The following is a 20694-nucleotide window of genomic DNA, read 5'->3' as shown; positions in this document are numbered from 1 at the left end:
ACAATCGATGAGAATACAGAAGAAAAAGGAGAGAAAAGATGACCAATAATAAGATTGCTATTCAAGATACGTATGGGGAAAGATTTCAGTATTGCTGGGGATGTGGACCGAAAAATGAGGAGGGTCTACACCTTAAATCCTACCCTTCCGAGAATGGAGAGACTTGTACTTGCCAGGTAAAGCCCGATGAAAAGTTTACCGGTGGGGTCCCGGCGAATTTATTTGGCGGCATGATTGCCATGATTTTCGATTGCCATGGAACCGCATCGGCAGCCTGGTTTGCCCACAAAAACAAGGGTCTGGACCTCACCGAAGACACCATCATCGGCCGCTTTATCACCGCCCATCTGGAGGTCGACTTCCTCCGTCCGGTTCCCATGAATGAGATTGTCACCGTAACCAGTCATTTAGAGGAAATTACCGACCGCAAGGCCATCATCACCATGGAGATGGAGGCCGCCGGCCAGCCCCGGGCCAAGGCCAAGATGGTGGCTGTGGGGGTGAAGAAGGAGATGTAAAATCAGGAAGGGGTCCGGACCTGGGGAGGGATCAAGGGGACGAGAATAGTCTTGATCAGATCATCGATCCGCTCATAATCCGGACCCAGGCCCCCTCCTTCAAAGGTGGCGAAAAGCCGGTAGCCCAGTTGAAATCCGTTTCGCTCATAGGCACGGATTTTTTTGACCGCATTCACCATATAATTGCTGTCGCCGATCAAACCAAAATGCTCCCAATAGAATTCTTTTTCTGCACTCGGATCAAAGAAAGTAAAATCCGGATAGACCGTGGCCCCATCCTCCATGAGGAGTGGGGCCTCATATTTATAAGTCACCCCGGCTTTTTCCAAGGCATCCGCAATAATCTTCTCCGTTTTTGACCGGACCCGCTCATGGTTGTTCGTATAAATCCGGGGATCATCCTGGCGGAAGGACCGCCCCTGATAACTCCTGTTTTTCCATGCCGCCAGCTTCTCCTGCAAGGTCGGCTGGACAGGGGTGATGAGTGCCCTTCGCTCCGGAACAAGTTGTAGAAGTACTTCATCTATGGCCCTGTCAATGTCTTCAATTCGCATTTCCTTGCCCTTGATTGAAGAGAGGAGGGTCCTGACCGACCGGTTGTAAGACTGCTGGGCCAGCCGGCGGGCAAGGTTCATATCGCTCATGGGGATATATCGGCGGGTGGCTTTCCCTTCGATATATCTCTGATGATAGAACTGAGTCCTATGTTTTTCACGCTTGATATACAAGCTCCCATCGATAGCTTCTACTTGGATCTTCTCTAGATTGTCATTCAAAAGCTGAATTTTCTCTTTCCTTTTATTTTTCACAACTTCTCCCTTATGATTATCTGCCTCCGCCATGTGCTTCTTATTCTTTCACATTCAATGTGCAGGCAGAATCCCAAAAATAAGGAGAAAGATCCCGTCAGTAAGCCAAGTTGCCCCCTTATTTGGCGGAATCGAAGGATCGGGGGGCCATGTGGAGCCGCCTCATATGGCGAAATTAGGGGAAAGGGAGGCCATGTGGAGCCGCCTTATTTGGCGGAATCGTGAGAAAGGGAGGCTTCCATGAGCCTCCTCATTTGGCGGAATCAGAAGAAAGGGAGGCTTCCATGAGCCTCCTCATTTGGCGGAATCAGGAGAAAGGGAGGCTTTCATGAGCCGCCTCATTTGGCGAAACCAGGGGAAAGGGAGGCTTCCATGAGCCCCCTTATTTGGCAGAATGGTGGGGAAGGGAGGCTTCCATGAGCCGCCTCATTTGGCGATATCAGAAGAAAGGGGGCCTAGTCCCACCCCAGAGGTCCGCCAGGCGGCCAAAAAAATACATGGCCCCCAAAAATCGGATGGGGAGATCCGGTCTTCAGGGGCCATGCATGAGCCGAAAGGCTTTTTTTAACGTTTATTTCACAGAGATGCGGTAGACTTCTTCGAGAGAGATGGGGACTGAGCTCTCGGGCTGGGTGTTTTTGATTTCTCCACCGAAATAGACTTCGACCGATTTTCCTTCGAGGGCTTGGCCGGCCGGCTCGCCGCCTCCGCCATTTTCCAAATGGTTCATGGGCAGGGAGATAGGCTTAGTGAGTAGATCTTTGAAATAGAAGGCATCATCAATCTCGCTTGCCTCTACCATCAGGGAATCATCTTCTACCCGGCTGACCTTGGCGGTGAAGTGGGCGACCCATTTTGGGATTTGGTTGTTTTCTTCTTTAAGGTCAATATCCCGGAATAGGGTCCATCCATTGTCTGTCTGGACATTAATATATCCTTTTTCCCAAATTTGATAGTTGTAACCCTTGCCGAAGTTGGATTCATCATCATTGACCGGGATTTTGTTTTCTTCCACCGTGCTGTTGATTTTTCCATCGGGCGTCCCGCAGGTAACCATGGCGTTTTTATAACCCGTGTCTCCATAAACCACGCCGCCCACCTTGACCATGGGGCGGGCATCCGCCTCAACTTCTACTGCAGCGGATTCCATCGGCTCACTTTGCTCTTCCGAGTTTTTGCTTTCATTTGAGGCAGGCCCCCCACAGGCGGAAAGGACCACAATCATTAGGGCCAGCAGAAAGAAATTTTTTTTTCTCATAGAAGCCTCCTAAGACAGGTAAAGGTAGAATCCGAAGAACTGGGTGACGGCAGCAGCAAGGACAAAAAGATGCCAGACGACATGATGCCATTTCCAATCCGTCTTCCGGTAGAAGTAGGTTCCGACGGTATAGAGAATGCCGCCGAAGGCGATGAAGAAGAAAAATTTCCAAAGGCCATATTGGATAATGGGCTTGAGGAAGAGGAGACCCAACCAGCCCATGGCAATATACAGAAAGACAGTGACTCGAATCCACTTATCGTAGTTTTTATAGGTGATGATTTTGAAGAGGGTTCCGGCAAGAGCGATGGTCCAAATCAGGGCCATGAAGAGGATTCGGGGGAGTCCCTGGGTCAGGAAAAAGATGGCGGGGGTGAAGGATCCCGCAATGAAGAGGTAGATGGCTGTGTGGTCGAAGATCCGGAGGATGGCCTTGACCTTGGGAGGCTGGACGGCGTGGTAGACGGTGGAACAAAGAAAGAGCCAGATAAAGCAACCGCCATAGATGGCATAGGCAACGATACCGGGGATGGATTGGCGTTGGACCTGGGTTAGGATGAGGATGACAAGAAAAAAGATGCCCAAAGGGATACCAATGCCGTGGGTGATGGAATTCAGGACTTCCAGTTTAAGTCGCATTTTTTCCTGTGTTTCCTTGAGGGTATACTGTCTTTTAGCCTGGTCCATGAGGGCCTCCTTTCTCGGTTTGGGCTTTTTTTCATTATAACGTAAATGGAAAGGAGGAGATGAAGCAAATGTGGATGGTAAAAAGAAAAGAATGAAGACGTTTTTTTTCAGTAGAGGGAAAAATCGTGTATGATAGAGATGGTGTACATTTACATTTTGTGATTTCATTTCTCAAAAGGAGGAAAAGGTATGTCAACGATTCATGGTTTTAACCGGTCCCGAATCAACGCGGACAACAAGGCCATCTCCAGGCTTCGGTCTTTGGTCATGACCCCTTTTTACGGGAACAATGTTATTGAAGTGAATGATATTCAAACGGCTTACGATTTGGCCGTTGAGTCCCCGGGAACCATTGTCACCGATCTGCCCATCTATAAGCCTGAGGTGATGGGCCTGCGGAAGGATTCCAAGGTCCTGCTCTTTAATGACGGTTCAGTCACCGGAAGAGCGGCAGCAGCCCGCCGTATTCAAGGCTTCAAGGGAGTTGATGAAGACGACCTCAACAAGAAGGTCATGGATGCCATCTACGATTCTCGCTGGGGAACCCTCTACCATGCCCAGACCGTCATCGGCCTGGATGAGGACTTCATGGTTCGTGCCCACCTCCTTTTGCCGGAGGGCGAGGAGAACCTCCTCTACAACTGGATGCTGAACTTCCAGCCCCTGACCACCAAGTATGCGGAGATGTATGAAGAATCCAAGGAGATTGAAGAGACCGACATTTATGTCTTCTCCGATCCTCAGTGGTCCCACCCCGACCATCCCATGGGCCTGACCTACTTCGACAGCGAGCACAACTGTGCCGCCCTTCTGGGCATGAAATATTTCGGCGAGCATAAAAAAGGAACCTTGACCCTGGCCTGGTCCATCGCCAATCGCAATGGCTATGCCTCCTGCCACGGCGGTGCCAAGACCATCCTCCATGAAGGGGACGATCCCTACACCATGGCCGTCTTCGGCCTGTCCGGGTCCGGAAAATCCACCATCACCCATGCCAAGCATGGCGACAAGTATGAGATCAAGATCCTCCACGACGACGCCTTTGTCATTAACGTGGCGGAAAAGTACGGGATTGCCATGGAGCCCACCTACTTCGATAAGACCCAGGACTATCCCACCGACTCCCCGGACAACACTTACCTTTTGAGTCTCCAGAACTGCGGAGCCACCGTGGACGATGAGGGCAAGATCGTTCCCATCACCCAGGACATCCGCAACGGCAACGGCCGGGCCATCAAATCCAAGCTCTGGTCTCCCAACCGGGTTGACCGCCTGTCCGACCCCATCGATGCCATCTTCTGGATCATGAAGGATCCCACCCTGCCCCCCCTCCTCCGGGTCAACTCCAAGGTTATGGGCACCCTTATGGGGGCCACCCTCTCCACCAAGAGAACCTCTGCAGAACGCTTGGCCAAGGGCGTGGACCCCACCGCCCTGGTCATTGAGCCCTACGCTAACCCCTTCCGGACCTACCCCTTAGCCAATGACTACCGGAAGTTCCTGGAACTCATCGAAAACGACACCGCCTGCTACATCCTCAACACCGGTTTCTACATGGACAAGAAGATTCCCAAGGAAGTCACCCTGGGCGTCATCGAAAACCTGGTGGAGAAGAAGGACCAGTGGAAGCCCTGGCTGGGTCTGGAAGAGTTCGATTACATGCCGGTAGAAGGCTTCGAGCCGGACAAGCAGGAAGACGGCTACAAGGAAAAAGCCACCCACTCCTTCGAAGTCAAACTTGACTACATCGAGAACCTGGACGACTTCAACCAGCTTCCCGATGAAGCAGCCCAGGCCCTTCGGAAGGTCATTGAAGCCCTGAAGAAGTAGTTACATTGTCTAGGGAGAAAGATCCAGACAAAAGAAAACCCTCGACCCGGTCAATAGCCCGGTCGGGGGTTTATTCTTGTTGGGAAGTTTTTGGCAGGAAAAAGCTAATCCTTGTGGTCGGGATCTTCGCAGAGGTGGGCACGGGAAATCCGGATGATGTCTCGAACATGGTCATCCGACATCCGGTAATAAATATATTTTCCATCCCGACGAGACCGAACCAGGTCCTTATCCCGGAGGATTTTCAGTTGGTGGGAGATGGCAGAGACCGTCAAGTTGAGGGTTTCCGAAAGTTCGCTGACATTCTTTTCCCTTTCTCCCAATTCATGGAGGATCCGGAGGCGGGTAGGATCGCCCAGAACAAAGAAAAAGCGGGCTAAATTTTCATTGTCTACCATCTCTTGTTGGTCCGCACGTTGATTTGACATTTACAACCCCTATTCGTTAGCTTACTATTGTAGTAATTTCTATGAGTAGTGTTTTCTACTCCTATCTTACATTGAATCGAAAGAAAATGCGTCTTTTTATGAAAACAGGTCTTCCCGGGATGATAATTCCCGGCGAGATCCGGAAAGGGAAGGAGAATAAGATGAGAGCACTCGTCCAGTGCGTCAGTCAAGCTTCCGTGGAGGTCGAAGGGGAGATCATCGGGGAGATTGACAAAGGCTACTTGATCTTCCTGGGAGTGGGTCCGGAGGATGGCCCGGAAGAAGTAGAGAAGTTATGGAATAAGATCTACCGTCTCCGGGTCTTCATGGATGACCAGGGGAAAACCAATTGGAACCTGGACAAGGTGGGGGGATCCTGCCTGATTGTCTCCCAGTTCACCCTATACGGGGATTTCAGAAAGGGGAACCGTCCTTCTTTCACCAAGGCTGCCCCGCCTGCCCTAGGTAAAAAACTCTATTTGGACTTTATTGAACGGGCGAAGAAAGATTTGGACCGGGTGGAAGCCGGCGAATTCGGGGCGGATATGAAGGTCCACCTGGTCAATGACGGCCCTTTTACTATCTGGTTGGATACTGCTGAACTTTAGTCCGCTGTGGGTGGGAAATCCAGCCCATCTTCATAGAGCCGGAAGCCTTGACTTTTCGCCACCCGGGTCAAGCGGTTCCGGTCCGGGTTCATGGACCCGATTTTCTTCACCACCTGGTCGGTGAAGGAGTCCACCCGGCGGTTGGCATCGCGAAGGTCATAATAGGTCTGCATTTCCTCATCGTAGTCAGCCAGGGTCTCCAAATAGGGGGACCGGTCTTCATAGCGATCAAGAAAAGTTCGAAGGCTCATGTCCATCCTGGGCTTTTTCTGGGGATTCTGGTTGGGGTAGCCAAAGAGCATGCCCACTACAGGGAAGGTGCCCTGAGGAAGGTCCAGAACCTCCACCAGGCGATCGGGGTCATTGAGGATGGACCCCAGGAAGACCCCACCCAGGCCCATGGATTCCAGGGCCACCATGACATTTTGGGCCATGAGGGCGGCATCGGTGATGGCTTGAGCGAAGAAGTTGATGTCAAAGGCATAGGGGGAAGGAGTGCCCTTTTCTTCGGCGATCCTGGCATTCCGGTAGCCGTCTGCCAGAAAAATCCAGACTTCCGGTGCTCGGGCAATGTAGTCCTGGTGACCGATGTCAGCCAGGGCCTCTTTTTTTCGGGGATCATTAATCCGAATGAGTGAAGCCCATTGAAGACCGATCGATGTGGCGGTGTGTCGGGCGACCTCAAGAAGGACCTGAATCTTTTCTTCCTCTACTTTCCGGTCCGTAAATTCCCGGTAGCTCCTACGATCAAGCATCTGGTCAATCAAGGGGTTGGTATACACAGCGATGTCATCCTTTCTGATCCGGCATTTCATCTTCTTTTTCAGGACTTTCTCCTTTTCTTTCTACCCAATTTGAGCAGGATTTCAGCCCCTTTTATGTTAGAATGTTGAAAAGGAGTTACTTATGGAAATGAAGAAAGTCAGACAATCCAGTTTGCTTAATGCCCTGCTTGCAGCCGGCCTGACGGTGGCTTTGGTTTATTTTACCACCACAGTCATGCCCTTTCTCCATGTCCTTCTCCTCTTTCCCTTTGTCACCCTCTATATTGCTGAAGGACCCAAGTGGACCGGTCTCTCCATGGCCCTTGCCCTGGCTGCTGGTATGGTCCTGGTGGGCTGGGAAGAAAGCCTGGTTCAGGCTGTCTACTTTATTCCGGCAGGCTTTTGCATGGGGGAAATGATTCGACGAAAAAGCGAACCCCGTGATGAGGTTCTTCTGACTTCCCTGGTGATTTTTGCCTCCGTTTTGGGTCAGCTTTTTTTGACGGAAAGGATTGCGGGAACGTCTTGGTTTGAAACCGTCCAGCAAAGCATTCGGGAGGGGGTCGAAGGCCAGCTGGCCGATTTGGGTTCCGGGGTGGCGGAAGCCGACTTGCCGGCCCTTCAATACCAGGTCTCCGTTGCTATGGAAGTCCTGGTCCATTCCATCCCCGGTCTCCTTTACGTTTCCAGTCTATTCACCGCCCTGGTAACCGGACTCCTGTCTCACTTTATTTCTATATCCAGTCAGGCGGACGTCCGTCCCTTTGCCTTGGCGGATTTTGAACTTTCCCGTTTTTGGACCCTGATTCTTCTGGCCGGATTAGGTCTGGGCCTTGTCCTTCCGGGGAATGCTTATTATGGAAATACCGTGGTCGTTGCCCTATCCCTTCTTCTCCTGAATGGAATGGGCTACATCGACTTTCGTCTTCAGTGGCGGATGATCCATTGGATGGGTCGCCTGATCCTATACTTCTTTTTTATGTTCCTGGTCTTTCCCGGCCTCATGGCCCTCTTTCTGGGCATAGGGGACGGTCTTTTGGGCCTGCGAATTAAATTCAGAGAGAAAGGCCAAAATCATGGACAAAACTCCAACGAATAAGAATCACCAGGCGATTCAGCTGGCCCAGTCCAAGCTGATCTTAGCCCCCCTGGCTTCTTTTGTGCTTTCTATTCTTTTGTTTTTCCTTCATCCCCTGGCCGGCATATTCGGATTGATCCTGACGATTCTTTCCTACCTGGTCGCCTCCCGGATGGAAGAAGAGAGCCGACAAAGGGCCCGCCTGGCTGTCGAAAGCATGGATAAAAACTTCGATGAAATCACGAAAAACGCCATCTTCCGGATGCCCTTCCCCATGGCTGTCCTCAATGAAGAAGGATCTTTCCTTTGGTATAACTCCCTTTTTAAGGAAGTCTTCCAAATCCAAACCTCCCTTCTTGGTCAGTCCTACCGGAAGGCCATGGGCGAGATTTCCTTAGAGGGTCTGGGTGAAAGTAAAGAACCCATTTCCCTGACCGTGGGTTCTTCTCACTACAGCTTCTATCACAACATCACATCGGAGGATAGGGAAGACTGCCTTTACCTCCTGTATGGGGTGGACGATAGCCATGAACAAATCATGGAAGCCCGATATGAAGACAACAAGCTGGTCATCTTTTCTATTTTCTTTGATAACTATGACGAGGTTCGGTCCAAAACATCCGAGCAGGATCGCCCCCTTCTCACCGCTCAGGTTGATCGACTCATGAATGCTTATGCCGGTGAACTTGAAGCCGTTTGTATTAAATATGAAAATGACCGTTATATTCTCATTACCAACCAGGCCATGCTGGATAAGGCCAAGAGGGAAAATTTCCACATCCTGGATGACATCAAGACCATCGAAGGAACCGGAATTACCCCGACCCTGTCTCTGGGCATAGCTTACGGGGAATTGACCCCCCAGGAAATTTGGACCGAATCCCGTCAGGCCATGGATATCGCTCTTTCCCGGGGCGGAGACCAGGCCGTCCTCAAGTCAGGGGACCAGTTGGATTACTATGGGGGAAAGAACCAGGCTACCCAACGCTTCACCAAGGTCAAGGCCAGGGTCATGTCCAACACCATTCGCTCCTTCATCCTCAATTCGGATTGGACCTTTATCATGGGCCACGAAAACCCCGATATGGACTCCCTGGGTGCCTGCCTGGGTATGGCCACCTTTACCAAGTCCATCGGAGGGAACCCGCTTATTGTCCTGGGTGAGGTGTCTGCTGCGGTGGAAAACCTCTATGCCAAGGTCATGGAGGAACTGCCGGATGCAGAGGACTTGATCATCAGTCCGGAAGAGGCTATGGAACGGCGGACAGAGTCTTCCCTTATCATCGTGGTCGACAACCATCGCCATGATTCGACGGCTGCTCCGGCCCTACTCGACCAGGGCAACCGGATCATTATCATCGACCACCACCGGAGAGGGGCCGACTATATCCATGAAGCTGAAATCTCCTACATCGAACCTTATGCGTCTTCGGCCTCCGAGATGGTCACGGAGTTGATCTCCTACCTGGATACCAGTCCCAAGCTTCCCCGGGTGGTCGCCGAAGGCTTATTGGCGGGGATTACCGTGGATACGAAAGATTTCTACTACCAGACCGGAACCCGGACCTTTGAGGCGGCAGCTTATCTCAAACGTCAAGGAGCCGATTCCATCGTGATCAAACAGCTTTTCCAGGATGACTTCACCCTAACCCAATACCGGTCGGAGATCCTGGCCAATGCCATTCAATATGAAAACCACACCATGATCGGACGCTTCGAGCGAAAGATGGAGGGAACAACCCTGGTCGCTTCCCAGGCAGCTGATGAGCTCATGGGAATCCGAGGGGTGGAAGCTTCCTTTGTTCTCTGTTATGCCGGAGACAAGGTCCATATTTCAGCCCGGTCCTTCGGGGACGTTTCCGTCCAACTCATCATGGAAGCCTTGGGCGGAGGGGGACATTTGACCGCCGCCGCTACCCAACTCAAGGTCACCATGGATGAGGCGGAAGAAAAGCTCAAAGAAGCCATCCATAACTATTTTAAGGAGGAAGATAATGAAAGCCATTTTGCTTAAAGATGTAGAAGGAACCGGAAAAGAAGGCGAACTCGTTGATGTCAAGCCCGGCTATTTTAACAACTTTCTGGCCAAGCAGGGGCTGGCCCTTCAAGCTACGCCGGCTGTGGTCAAAAAGTGGAAGAAGAGGGAAGCCCAGAAAGCCCGGGAAGAGGAAGCCCGCCGCCAGGAGGCTCTGAAATTGGACGAGAAGATCGGTCAATCCAAAGTCACCATTAAAGCCAAGGCCGGAGAAGCCGGTAAGCTCTTCGGTTCAATCACTTCTCAGGACATTGCTGAGGCCCTGAAGAAGCAGGTGGGGATTGATGTGGACAAGAAAAAGATTGAAATCGCTGAACCCCTGAAGACTCTGGGTGGACATAAGGTGGACATCCGCATTTATCCGGAAATGGTCTCCCAGCTCCAGGTCTATATTGAAGAGGCATAAGATGGCCGATCAAGAGAAGAAGCTTACACAGCCTGCGAACCTGGACGCCGAGCGTGCGGTTCTGGGCTGTATTTTTTACAACAACCCCGATATCAATATCGTCAGCCAAAAGCTCCTTCCTGAAGATTTCTACCACCCCCAGCATGTCGAGATTTATGAGGCCATGTTGGCTCTTTCGAGTGCCCATGAACCCATCGACTACACCACCCTCAAAGAGGAATTAACCCGGCGAAAGACCCTGAGTGAAGAGGAAATTCTCAACCTTCTCTTCTCTTTAAGCTCCCCCAACTACTATTCTTCCCGGATCAACAGCTACATTGATATTGTCAAGAAGAATGCCAACCTCCGAGCCCTGATTGCTTTCGGAGAAGACATCCGCCGCCGGTCCTTTGACGGGTCTGAGGGTCCGGACGCCATCCTGGAGTCGGCCGAAAGTCGCCTCTTGGAGATCAATGAGTACCGGCTCTATACCGGCCTGACCCCCTTGAGCGAAACCATGGATACGACCCTGGCCAAGGTCTTCGATCTTTCCCTCCACAAGGGGGACCTGACGGGGATTACAACCGGCTACCGGGATTTGGATGAGACCCTATCCGGCTTCCAGCCTTCCGATCTCATCCTTCTCGCTGCCCGGCCTTCCATGGGGAAGACCTCCTTAGGTCTGAATATGGCCTACCATGCGGCTCGCTTCCAGGACAAGGAAGGGATCCATCCCTATAAGGTGGCGGTTTTTTCCCTGGAAATGTCCAAGCTCCAGCTCTCCCAGCGTCTCCTCTCTATGGCTACGGGAATCAACCTAAAGAAGATTATCTCCGGCGACCTGGAAGCCGACCGGGATTTTGACATCCTGACCCGGGGGGTGGACCGGCTCAAGGACCTGTCCATCTATATTGATGACACTTCTTCACTTTCTGTCCAGGCCCTCCGGTCCAAGTGCCGGCGGCTCAAGATGGAAACCGGTCTGGACCTGGTGGTCATCGACTACCTCCAGCTCATGACGGTGGATGATGGTCGGCGGAATGAGAACCGTCAACAGGAAATTACCACCATCTCCCGGGGACTCAAGGCTCTGGCCAAGGAGATGGACTGCCCGGTTCTGGCCCTCTCCCAGCTGTCCCGTAAGACCGAGTCCCGGGAAGGCTCCCGGCCGGTCATGTCGGACATGAGAGAGTCAGGGGCCATCGAGCAGGATGCCGATGTGGTCCTCCTTCTCTACCGGGAAGACTACTACAATCCCGACACTGACCACCCCAACATCACCGAGCTCACCATTGCCAAGCATCGCAACGGTCCTACAGGCAAGGTCAATCTCTTTTTCAAAAAGGAGCAGACCATGTTCTATTCGGTGGACTACAAAGAGGGGCCGGACGCCTAGCGGGCCGGTCAAGCAGAAAGGCTTGCCATGAAACTTCAATTCGATTTATCCTCGGTGGACTTTCGGGTCACGCCGGTTGAAAATCTTTTTCTACAAACCTATCTTCCTTTAGCCGACGGCAACGCCCTCAAGGTCTACCTCTATGGCTGGAAGGCCTGCTACCAGACGGAAAGGGCCGTCCTCTCCGATGGAGATATTGCTCAGGCCCTATCCATGACAGATGAAGAGGTCATTGACGCTCTCAACTACTGGATTGACCAGGGCTTGGTGGAAGAGGATCGCCAGGAGGGTCACCCCGTCTTCCGCTTCAAGTCCATCCTCCTCCTCTATGCGGGGATCGATGAGGCCAAGGAGGAGGGGGCTGACCCTGGCCCCCTTCCCGTGGAGGATCCGGATCCGGCCGCCTTCCTGAGTCCGGACGACCGGGCCCGGAAGACCATGATGGACGACCTGGAGGACTTCCTTTCAGAGGGCCATGCCTACCGGGTCCGACTCAAGGCCAATGAAATCCAGGCCATCCACCAGGTCCTCAACACCTATAAGCTGAGCCCGGACTTTTACCTCTATGCCTATAAAAAAGCGGTCAACCATGCTGAAGCTTCCTCCCGGTCTTTCAACTATGTGACCGCCATCGTGGAGAACTGGGTTCGCTTTGAAGGGATCACCGATAAGGAGGCCCTGGATAAATTCCTGGACAAGGAAGCCCGGGACAAGGAGGGCAAGGAAGGCCGGCGGCCCGGCCCGAAAAAAGGAGGGGCGGAAAACACCTCCCAAAGCAAGAAGATGTCCCGGAAGGACCGGGAGGAATGGGTCAGGGAGGCCATGGAGAAGTCCAGACGGCGTTCGCTAAGGGGGAATGAGTGATGGATGTGCATGAGATTTTAGCCGCTCGACGGAAGAGGGCGGAAGGGGACCGGGAGGAACGAGTGCGGGCCCTCTACCGGGACCACCCGGACCTGGCAGACCTTCGAGAAGAGAAAATCCGTTTAGGGAAGGATATGGTTCAGGCTGTTCTCGCCGGTGATCAGGTGAGGGCAGGGGAGGACCGGAAAAAGATAGAGAAAGCCGGCAAGGCCTTTGACCGAGCTCTCCAAGCCCTCCGCCTTCCGGCCGACTACCTGGAGGTCCACTATGCTTGCCCCGACTGCCGGGATACCGGCTTTGTGGACGGGGTTTCCTGCCACTGCCGGAACCTCCTCATCCTCAACAAGCTCTATGAGAAGTCCTCCATCGGCGACCTCCTCCGCCGCCAGAACTTTGACCACTTCGACCTGGACCTTTTCCGGAAGGACCGTCAGGAGGGGGAGGACCTTTCTCCCTATGAGAATATGAAGGTTATCCTCAAGGACATCCGGGAGGACTACATCCCTTATTTTGGAGATAAATCGCCTTCCCTTTATTTCTTTGGCCGGGTGGGGACGGGCAAGACCTACCTGGTCAATGCTATCGCCAAGGCCCTCCTGGACCGGGGGAAGACCGTCTTTTACCAAACGGCCTATGACCTCCTGGAATTTATGGTGGACTATTCCTTCACCCGCCAGGAGGACCGGGGGAGTTTGAAGGAAAAACGGGACTATATCTTTGATGCAGACCTTTTGGTCATCGACGACCTGGGGACGGAGAACATCAACTCCATGACCAAGTCGGCCCTTTTCGAGGTGATCAACGGCCGGATGATTCGTCAGAAGCCGACCATCATCTCCTCCAACCTCCAGCCCTATGAGCTGGGCAAGCGATACGATGACCGAATTTTCTCCCGAATCGGGAATGAATACATCCTCTACGAGGTTTATGGATCCGATTTGCGGGGGAACCCGGGCCGACAGGCCTAGAAGGGAGGAAGCATGCGAGCGGTAAGCGGAGAGGAAATGCGGCGGATTGACCACTATGCCATCGAGCAGCTGGAAATCCCCTCCATTGTCCTCATGGAAAATGCAGCGAGGGCGGCCATGGACCAGGTGGACTTAAACCGCCGGCATTCTTTCGCCATCCTTTGCGGGATGGGGAACAATGGTGGCGACGGCTTGGCCATGGGCCGGAACCTCATGAGCCGGGGCAAGCGGGTCCGTTTTTATCTGGTGGGGTCTCTGGAAAAAGCCAGTCCCGACTTTATGACCAACTACCGGATCCTCCAGCATATGGGGGCCGACCTTCGCTTCCTGGAGACTTTGGGACAGGTTCAGGACCTCCCCCGGGAGCTCCAGGACTTCAACACCCTGATCGATGCTCTCTTCGGCACCGGCCTCAACCGCCCCCTCCGGGACATGGCCCCGGTCATCATCGAAATCATGAATGAATCCCGGATCTTCACCATCTCCCTGGATATGCCCTCCGGCCTGGATGCCACCACCGGCCAGTCCTATGGGGCCTACGTCCAGGCCTCCGCCGTCCTCACCTTCGAATGCATGAAGGAGGGGCTGGAGAAACTTGCTTCACGGGGGGTCCCCGTCCGGGTCCTCCCCATCGGCATCCCCCGCCAGGCCAAGGCCTTTGTCCTGGGGGAGGATTTTGACAAGGAGTAGGCGGCTTGGGGGCTCATGTCGGCCCCTTGCGTTGACAAGGGCCCCCCGACCATGGTAGTCTTAGTTGAACTGAATGAGCGTAGGGGAGCTTTTGCTGAGAACGGTAGGACCGGACCCGCAACCTGACCTGGGTAATGCCAGCGTAGGCCGACGTGAAATGGATTGATTCCAGTCTTCTCCCTGTGGAGGAGACTTTTTTTATGGAGGAAAGGGATGAAGAAAACCGGGAAGTATTTCAAATCAATCATGGGGATCGTCTTGGTCCTTCTCCTTTGGCAGTTGGTTTCCAGCCTCCATCCCATGGGGAAATTCATGCTGCCGGGGCCCATCGATGTTTTCCACTCCTTTGTAGACCATTGGCCCCTCATGCGCCACCATGCGGGAACCACCCTTCTGGAGGCCGCCATCGGCCTGGCCATCGGGGTCAGCCTGGGCTTTGTCTTTGCCCTCCTCATGGAGCGTTTCCCTCTTCTCTATGACATGTTCTATCCGGTCCTGATCATCAGCCAGACTATCCCCACCGTGGCCATCGCCCCCCTTCTCGTCATTTGGTTCGGCTTCGACCTCCTGCCTAAAGTCATCATTGTCGTGATCTCCACCCTCTTCCCCATCACCATCGGCCTACTGGATGGATTTCACGCTATCGACCCGGACTACATCCAGCTTCTCGATTCCATGGGGGCCAGTCACGGCCAGATGTTCCGCTACGTCAAGCTCCCCTTTGCCCAGAGTCACTTTTTCTCGGGCCTCCGGATCGCCGTGACCTACTCCATCGTCGGGGCGGTCATCGCCGAGTGGTTGGGCGGCAATGACGGACTGGGGGTCTATATGACCCGGGCGAGGAAGTCCTATTCCTATGATGAGATGTTCGCCATCATCATTTTTATCACCGCCCTCAGCCTTCTTTTGATGGCCGGGGTCAACCTACTGGAAGGGCTTGTTATGCCCTGGAAAAGAAAAGAAAGGAAGTCATCATGACAAAGAAAAAATTGGGCTACCTCCTCATGGCCCTCCTATTGGTCGTCTTTACGGCCTGCGGGTCCAAGGATGGCCAGGAAGCCCCCGCCTCCTCCGGTGAGAGCGAAAGCCAATCCAGCCAATCCGAGGAAACGAGCGGAGAAGAAAAGGAAATGACCAAGCTGACCTTCGTCTTGGACTACACCCCCAACACCAACCATACCGGGATCTATGTGGCCCAGAAGCTGGGTTATTTCAAGGATGAGGGTCTGGAAGTTGACATCATCCAACCGCCGGAGGACGGCGCTCCCGCCCTGGTGGCCGCCGGAAATGCCCAGTTCGGCGTGGACTACCAGGACACCATCGGCCCGGCCTTTGCCCGGGAAAACCCCCTGCCCGTGACCAACATCGCCGCATTAATCCAGCACAATACCTCCGGTCTGATTTCCTTAAAGGAAAATCCGGTCAACCAGCCCAAAGACCTGGAAGGCAAGACCTATGCCAGCTGGGGCCTGCCCATTGAACAGGCCATGGTCAAGGACGTCATTAAGAAGGACGGGGGCGATCCGGACAAGCTGAATATTATTACCGGGAACGCCGCATCCATCTTCTCCATGGAAGGATCCGACTACCAGGCCATCTGGGTCTTCTATGCCTGGGACGGGATTGCCGCCAAGGTGAAGAACATTGATTCCGTCTACTTCCCCTTCCGGGATTTCAACGAAACCTTCGACTACTATACGCCGACCCTGATCGCCAACAACGACTATCTTAAGGAACATCCGGAGATCGCCAAGGCCTTCCTCCGGGCGGTGGAAAAGGGCTACAAGTACGCCATCGAAAATCCGGAGAAGGCCGCGGAGATCCTTGTCGAAGCCGCACCGGAGTTGGATAAGGACGTGGTTGTCGAGAGTCAGAAATACCTGGCCGACAAGTACATCGACGATGCTCCCTACTGGGGACAGATCGATAAGGACCGTTGGAACCGCTTCTATACCTGGCTCTACCAGGAGAAGTTGATCGACAAAGAAATTCCGGCCGACTTCGGCTTCACCAACGAATACCTCCCTGGATTCCAGAAATGAGCCTCCTGGAGATCAGGGACCTGGGGAAGAGTTTTGAGGGGAGGCCCATCATCCGGGACATCTCCCTGGACCTGGAGGAAGGGGAGACCCTGGCCCTCCTGGGGGACAGCGGGGTGGGCAAGTCCACCCTCTTCAATGTGATCGCCGGCTTCCTCCAGCCCGACCGGGGGGACATCCTCCTGGATGGCCGGTCCATCCTGGGGCAGACGGGCCACTTCAGCTACATGCTCCAAAAGGACCTCCTCCTACCCCACATGAAAATCGTGGATAATGTCAGCCTCCCCCTCCGGATTCGCGGGATCGCCAAGAAGGAGGCCCGGGAAAAGGCCAACCCCTACTTCCGGGAATTCGGCCTGGAGGGGACCCAGACCTATTACCCCGCCCAGCTTTCGGGGGGCATGCGTCAACGGGCCGCCTTCCTCCGGACCTACCTGGCCGAGGGCCGGATCATGCTCCTGGATGAGCCCTTCAGCGCCCTTGATGGGGTCACGAAAAAGGACCTGATCACCTGGTACCGGGAGGCCAAGGACCACTTCCACTTGACCACCCTCTTCATCACCCACGATATTGAAGAGGCCCTCCTCCTGGCGGATGAGATCCTCCTCCTCCAGGGAAAGCCCGGCACCATCAGCCGGCGCTTCCGACCCAACCTGGTCAAGAAGGAGGGGATGGAGCTGGAAGAGGACTTCTTCCGCCAAAAGACCGAGATCATCACGTGCTTCCAGGAGGGGTATTCAGTGAAGTAAGAAAAAGAGTCTCTTTGGAGGACTTCAATTAGAGATTGAATTCCAAAAAATTATCGGCGTAATCGGTACAATACCGGTTACGCCGATTCTTATTTTTTGAGTGGGCTATTAATTGTCCTAAAGTGATTCTATGATTTAGCACTCAGCTCCTTAACGAGTTTCGTCGGTATGTTTACGGAAACGTAATATGCTAGATGGTAGTAAAGAAACGATTGCTTGACCTCACATTGTACGCCCAATAATATTCTGGGATTTATAGCGAAGGAAAATTGAAATGATTAATATAAGAAAACTTGAATCGGAATTATGGGAATCTGCGAATTTATTACGTGCAGGTTCTAATTTAACTTCAAATCAATATTGTATGCCTGTGCTTGGACTGATTTTCCTACGCTACGCATTAAGCAGATTCAAGATGGTTAAAGCAGAAATCTTAAAAGGACGTCCATCTCGTGGTGGTCGAGTTATTCCTGTTGAGGCTAGTGACTTTGCGGCCAAGAGTGCGTTATTTCTTCCTAAAGAAGCACAGTATGATTATTTGCTAAATCTTCCAGAAGATATTTCCGCTGCCGGACTATTGAATAAAGACGGTCACAGCATGAATAGTTTAGGAGAAGTTGTCAATAACGCCATGCAGCTCATTGAGGATCAGAGTGAGCAATTAGTCGGTGTGCTTCCTAAAAGCTATACTGATCTTTCTGATGAGATTTTATCAGAACTTCTTCGCATATTTAATAACTCTGCGCTTGATGAAGTCGGGGTGTCCCGGCTGTTTTTTATAGGAGAAAGTGTCGATGAAGCAAATCACAAATAAAGAATACGAAGAGTGGCAGAAGTACAAAGCTGAAAAAGCAAAGGGTCATGTGCTGCTGCCGGATACCGTCCGATTCATCTGCGAGGCCAACGGCTATGATGCAGAGAAGATCGGCCAGCACTTCCTTGAAATCCTGCCGAAGATCTGCCCGCCTGAAGAGAGATAGCATACTGCTGATCTCTTGCAAAGATGTTTATGCTGGTGGAAATGTTCATTTTTCTCCGGTATAATCCAATTAAAATCCAACGAAAGGGGTGATCACATATGAAAAACAATCGTGTATGGAGGGCCCACGAAACTTGACCCTCCAATAAAAAACTGGAGGATTCATAATTTGAAAGAAAAAGCCCGTGTTATAGGACACACCAGCCTGTTTAATGAACAGGCACTCTCATTGGAAAAGTTGTTAAATGAACTGCAATATCCGCACCACATTGGGAAGGTTGTAAAAGAAAAGCTGGAAAAGCCGGATATTGCTGAAATCGCAAGCATCGCCTATTCGGGCGAAGGGTTCGATTATCCACTATGCAAGAGGATGCCTCTTACAAGACTTGCAGTCGTGACTTGGCTGTTACAGAAGACGTATGGAGAGTATAAGGCAATAGGGGTTGCTGATGATATTATCTTCGAGACCTTTAGAGATGTTACGCTTCATGCTACCCTGTATTATCAGAAAACAGAGAAGGTCGGAATAAGTAAGGAAGATGTCATTTGGTTTCGCCACTTAATGAATGTCAACATGTTCAAAGTTGGAGTTTTGCAATTTCAGCCTTTTGAAATGATTTATCTTGATGAAGAGACTATTGGCGAGCACTATATGACTTTCTCAAAAGAGAAAAAACTATCGCTACCAAATGGAGCACCGGTAATCAATTGTCATATTCAGCGCAATGCTGATCTTTCGTCGGATCGGGTAACAGCGTCGTTGCAGGATGCGAAGGATTTCTTTATGCGGGTATTCCCGAAAAAGCAGTTTCAAGCATTCCTGTGTTATAGTTGGTTGCTCTATCCGCAAATGGCCAAGAGACTCTCTCCGGAGTCAAGGATCAGGAAATTCTATCAACTGTTTATGATTATTGGTGAATGCAACGATTCCGAGCAAGCGATAGAAAATCTATTTGCCGACGGAAAACGCAAGAGGCTGCCACAGATGAGTTCACTTCAAAAAATGGCCATGGATCATCTGGATTGGTTCGGCTTTGCTTGCGGGATTATCAAATGGAATAACAACTAAACAGAAAAACGCCTCCGAGCCGATTTGGTTCAGCGGCGTTGCTGCGTCTATGAGGTTATGCCTTGATCTCGGTGCCGTCCTTGAAGGTCACCCGGATATCCTTTTTGCTGTGAACGGTGATGTAGTCTACCATCGCCAGCCAGTCTGTTTCCCGAAACTCCGTCAGCGGCTCCCGGCTCCGTAGCTCTTTCAGGTAGGCTTCGATCTGGTGCCTTCTGGCCGTGCGCTCGGCAATCAGGTCTGTGACCTCTGTGTGTCGAGCCTTGGCTTTATCAAACCGGGCCACCAGAGCGTCGTACCGTTTCTGGTATTCAGCCTGATCGAGGGCGACGTGAGCGTTCTCCTTGATGCACTCTTCGATGAGCTTGGCAGCGATGTTGATTTCAGCTTCCAGCTCCGAAAGTTCACTCTCAAGGGCCGTGGTATCGAGGCTCTTGGCAAGGACCTGCTCGTATATGGCTATAAACTGTTCCTTCTGGTCAATTACCTGATTGGCGGCCCGGAGGAACAGTTCTTTTATTTCATCCTCGGTGAGTGTCGGGGTGGTGCATTTTTGACCATCGAACTTGTGATTGCACTGACAGATGACCTTCCGGTAGGCGTCGTTGCTGTGCCAGGCCTTCGGCCCGTACCAGCTGCCGCAATCTCCGCACTTGACCTTGCTGGAAAAGATGCTGACCGAGCTCTTGCGGTTCCGTCCCTTTTTGCGGGTAGCCATCAGGGTCTGAACCATCTCGAAGGTCTCCGGATCGATAATGGCCTCGTGATTTGTACATTTGTAAATGATGTAAGACCAAAAAACTAAGTTGAGATCTCCTGTGTGCTATCCTCATTACTGGCGGGCTAGCCCGTTTGAAATTTCAGCTTGGCATAGAGTTCAATGAGGGAGATGGTTGGATTTCGTCGATAAACATAGAGAGAATCCTTTGCAAATAGAAGATTGTTTATATATACTATAAGTGCAAACGATTTCAGAGTAAAGGAGGAGAGAATGATATCTTTTAGTTTGATTGTCTGCTTCATTCTGGGGCTTGCAAGCCTGGTTTATCCTTTCCTCGTCAAACATGCAAAAGACAAGGACGGAGAAGATGCAAAAACCATCATGATTTCGCTTATTCTTTTTTTAGGTGGAAGCCTGTTTGGAAATATTTTTATAGCAATATTAGAGGATACCGCTTCCGTGCAAGATGCAGGGGGATTTTTGCTAAAGCTAGAAGGAATCATGCTATTCATCTATATTCTATCTCAATATTTCTTACAGAGAAAAGGGAGCAGAACAGCCCTGGTGATTGTGAGTTTAACAGCGATCATAGGTTATCTTTCACAATATGTTACGGTATATCATGCCATGATCGGGGCGAAATGGATTACCGATGAAATATGTGAAATGTCTGATTTAACCCAAATCGTGGTAATGATAGGAATTGTTGAGGTTATCTTCATCATTCTCATTCAAAAGATGTTTACTAACCACTCATTTGATACGAATAAGAGAGTGTGAACAAAGCCGAGCAAGCTTCCTGCTCGGCTTTATTTATTA

The 20694-nt window shown here is 51.8% G+C and carries 22 protein-coding genes and 1 pseudogene; 17 read left to right on the top strand and 6 right to left on the bottom strand.

Annotated features, from left to right (window positions below; all coding sequences use genetic code 11):
- Positions 1-38: 38 nt before the first annotated feature.
- Positions 39-518 (top strand): thioesterase family protein, encoded by a 480-nt coding sequence (locus BN2373_RS02625; RefSeq protein ID WP_053942627.1) that lies wholly within the window; start codon positions 39-41, stop codon positions 516-518.
- 2 nt (positions 519-520) lie between these two features.
- Here BN2373_RS02625 and BN2373_RS02620 read toward each other — a convergent pair whose 3' ends face one another.
- The 3 genes from BN2373_RS02620 to trhA form a co-directional block, all read right to left on the bottom strand.
- On the bottom strand, positions 521-1327 hold the full coding sequence (locus tag BN2373_RS02620) for a PDDEXK family nuclease (protein WP_154826113.1): 807 nt from the start codon (positions 1325-1327) through the stop codon (positions 521-523).
- A gap of 571 nt (positions 1328-1898) precedes the next feature.
- The gene (locus BN2373_RS02615) at positions 1899-2585 is read right to left on the bottom strand and encodes a hypothetical protein (RefSeq protein WP_053942625.1); all 687 of its coding nucleotides are present in this window, start codon (positions 2583-2585) and stop codon (positions 1899-1901) included.
- A gap of 9 nt (positions 2586-2594) precedes the next feature.
- Positions 2595-3272, bottom strand: a complete 678-nt coding sequence (gene trhA, locus BN2373_RS02610) for a PAQR family membrane homeostasis protein TrhA (protein ID WP_074017946.1) — start codon at positions 3270-3272, stop codon at positions 2595-2597.
- A gap of 189 nt (positions 3273-3461) precedes the next feature.
- Between trhA and BN2373_RS02605 the strand changes: the two genes are divergently transcribed.
- Positions 3462-5102, top strand: a complete 1641-nt coding sequence (locus BN2373_RS02605) for a phosphoenolpyruvate carboxykinase (ATP) (RefSeq protein ID WP_053942624.1) — start codon at positions 3462-3464, stop codon at positions 5100-5102.
- 104 nt (positions 5103-5206) lie between these two features.
- Here the strand turns inward: BN2373_RS02605 and BN2373_RS02600 are convergent, their stop codons facing one another.
- Positions 5207-5530, bottom strand: a complete 324-nt coding sequence (locus BN2373_RS02600; RefSeq protein WP_074017945.1) for an ArsR/SmtB family transcription factor — start codon at positions 5528-5530, stop codon at positions 5207-5209.
- A 161-nt stretch (positions 5531-5691) separates the two neighbouring features.
- Between BN2373_RS02600 and dtd the strand changes: the two genes are divergently transcribed.
- On the top strand, positions 5692-6138 hold the full coding sequence (gene dtd, locus BN2373_RS02595; RefSeq protein WP_053943478.1) for a D-aminoacyl-tRNA deacylase: 447 nt from the start codon (positions 5692-5694) through the stop codon (positions 6136-6138).
- Here dtd and BN2373_RS02590 read toward each other — a convergent pair.
- The gene (locus BN2373_RS02590) at positions 6135-6953 is read right to left on the bottom strand and encodes an NADPH-dependent oxidoreductase (protein WP_154826112.1); all 819 of its coding nucleotides are present in this window, start codon (positions 6951-6953) and stop codon (positions 6135-6137) included. The two genes, dtd and BN2373_RS02590, sit on opposite strands and share 4 nt — an antisense overlap.
- A 91-nt stretch (positions 6954-7044) precedes the next feature.
- Between BN2373_RS02590 and BN2373_RS02585 the strand changes: the two genes are divergently transcribed.
- From BN2373_RS02585 to BN2373_RS02525, 13 genes and pseudogenes are all read left to right on the top strand, one after another.
- A complete protein-coding gene (locus tag BN2373_RS02585) occupies positions 7045-8001 on the top strand; it encodes a DUF2232 domain-containing protein (RefSeq protein ID WP_053942623.1) in 957 nt (318 codons plus the stop codon).
- Positions 7979-9994, top strand: coding sequence for a DHH family phosphoesterase (locus tag BN2373_RS02580; protein WP_053942622.1), 2016 nt, complete (start codon positions 7979-7981; stop codon positions 9992-9994). The genes BN2373_RS02585 and BN2373_RS02580 overlap by 23 nt, the downstream gene beginning before the upstream one ends.
- The gene (gene rplI / locus BN2373_RS02575; protein WP_053942621.1) at positions 9975-10421 is read left to right on the top strand and encodes a 50S ribosomal protein L9; all 447 of its coding nucleotides are present in this window, start codon (positions 9975-9977) and stop codon (positions 10419-10421) included. Before BN2373_RS02580 ends, rplI begins: the two co-directional genes overlap by 20 nt.
- Before the next feature lies 1 nt (position 10422).
- Positions 10423-11796, top strand: a complete 1374-nt coding sequence (gene dnaB / locus BN2373_RS02570; protein ID WP_053942620.1) for a replicative DNA helicase — start codon at positions 10423-10425, stop codon at positions 11794-11796.
- 27 nt (positions 11797-11823) lie between these two features.
- Complete coding sequence (locus BN2373_RS02565; RefSeq protein ID WP_053942619.1) at positions 11824-12660, top strand: DnaD domain protein; 837 nt, start codon at positions 11824-11826, stop codon at positions 12658-12660.
- A complete protein-coding gene (locus tag BN2373_RS02560; RefSeq protein ID WP_053942618.1) occupies positions 12660-13628 on the top strand; it encodes an ATP-binding protein in 969 nt (322 codons plus the stop codon). Before BN2373_RS02565 ends, BN2373_RS02560 begins: the two co-directional genes overlap by 1 nt.
- Positions 13629-13640: 12 nt before the next feature.
- Complete coding sequence (locus BN2373_RS02555) at positions 13641-14318, top strand: NAD(P)H-hydrate epimerase (RefSeq protein ID WP_053942617.1); 678 nt, start codon at positions 13641-13643, stop codon at positions 14316-14318.
- A 213-nt stretch (positions 14319-14531) separates the two neighbouring features.
- The gene (locus tag BN2373_RS02550) at positions 14532-15296 is read left to right on the top strand and encodes an ABC transporter permease (protein WP_053942616.1); all 765 of its coding nucleotides are present in this window, start codon (positions 14532-14534) and stop codon (positions 15294-15296) included.
- Positions 15293-16360: an ABC transporter substrate-binding protein gene (locus BN2373_RS02545; protein WP_053942615.1), complete on the top strand. Its 1068-nt coding sequence runs from the start codon at positions 15293-15295 to the stop codon at positions 16358-16360. The genes BN2373_RS02550 and BN2373_RS02545 overlap by 4 nt, the downstream gene beginning before the upstream one ends.
- On the top strand, positions 16357-17106 hold the full coding sequence (locus tag BN2373_RS02540) for an ATP-binding cassette domain-containing protein (protein WP_053942614.1): 750 nt from the start codon (positions 16357-16359) through the stop codon (positions 17104-17106). Before BN2373_RS02545 ends, BN2373_RS02540 begins: the two co-directional genes overlap by 4 nt.
- A gap of 274 nt (positions 17107-17380) precedes the next feature.
- Positions 17381-17866, top strand: a pseudogene (locus BN2373_RS02535) (type I restriction-modification system subunit M N-terminal domain-containing protein); the annotation flags it as partial.
- Positions 17867-17900: 34 nt separating this feature from the next.
- Complete coding sequence (locus BN2373_RS02530; RefSeq protein WP_019133743.1) at positions 17901-18086, top strand: hypothetical protein; 186 nt, start codon at positions 17901-17903, stop codon at positions 18084-18086.
- 168 nt (positions 18087-18254) lie between these two features.
- On the top strand, positions 18255-19154 hold the full coding sequence (locus BN2373_RS02525; protein ID WP_053942612.1) for an acyltransferase domain-containing protein: 900 nt from the start codon (positions 18255-18257) through the stop codon (positions 19152-19154).
- 55 nt (positions 19155-19209) lie between these two features.
- On the opposite strand, the gene BN2373_RS02520 is transcribed toward BN2373_RS02525, so the two are convergent.
- Positions 19210-19887, bottom strand: coding sequence for a recombinase zinc ribbon domain-containing protein (locus BN2373_RS02520; protein ID WP_053942611.1), 678 nt, complete (start codon positions 19885-19887; stop codon positions 19210-19212).
- A 258-nt stretch (positions 19888-20145) separates the two neighbouring features.
- On the opposite strand from BN2373_RS02520, the gene BN2373_RS02515 reads away from it, so the two are divergent.
- Positions 20146-20655 carry a hypothetical protein gene (locus tag BN2373_RS02515; RefSeq protein WP_053942610.1) on the top strand — a complete coding sequence of 170 codons (510 nt, stop codon included), beginning with the start codon at positions 20146-20148 and terminating at the stop codon, positions 20653-20655.
- Positions 20656-20694 lie beyond the last annotated feature (39 nt).

Source organism: Kallipyga gabonensis, assembly GCF_001286805.1.
GTDB lineage: Bacteria > Bacillota > Clostridia > Tissierellales > Peptoniphilaceae > Kallipyga > Kallipyga gabonensis.
This window is presented reverse-complemented; position numbering and strand designations above follow the sequence as displayed.